Source organism: Acidimangrovimonas sediminis (genome assembly GCF_002871005.1).
Classification (GTDB): Bacteria; Pseudomonadota; Alphaproteobacteria; order Rhodobacterales; family Rhodobacteraceae; genus Acidimangrovimonas; species Acidimangrovimonas sediminis.
Map to the genome: position 1 here is coordinate 1 of NZ_PHSN01000105.1, position 331 is coordinate 331.

The 331-nt window shown below is 69.8% G+C and carries 1 protein-coding gene; it reads left to right on the forward strand.

Features of this window, described 5'->3' with window-relative positions:
* Nucleotides 1–302, forward strand: a 302-nt coding sequence (locus CVV76_RS24530; protein ID WP_102227279.1) for a (R)-mandelonitrile lyase, incomplete at its 5' end; no start/stop codon positions are given.
* Between the last annotated feature and the right edge of the window lie 29 nt (nt 303–331).

Consider the following 331-nt stretch of genomic DNA (forward strand, 5'->3'; position numbering starts at 1 on the left):
AAGAGCCGGGCCGCACCTCGGGCGCGCATGTCACCTTCGAGCCCGGCGCGCGCACCGCCTGGCACACGCACCCGGCCGGCCAGACCCTGATCGTCACCTTCGGGCGCGGCCGCGTCCAGCGCGAGGGCGGCCCGGTCGAGGACATCCGCCAGGGCGACATCGTCTGGTTCCCGGCAGGCGAAAAGCACTGGCACGGTGCCTCGCCCGACACCGCGATGAGCCACATCGCGATTCAGGAAAGCATCGACGGAAGCCCCGTCACCTGGATGGAAAAGGTCGAGGATGCCGATTACAACGGATGAGCCCGCCGCACGAGACAAACCGCCGGGCC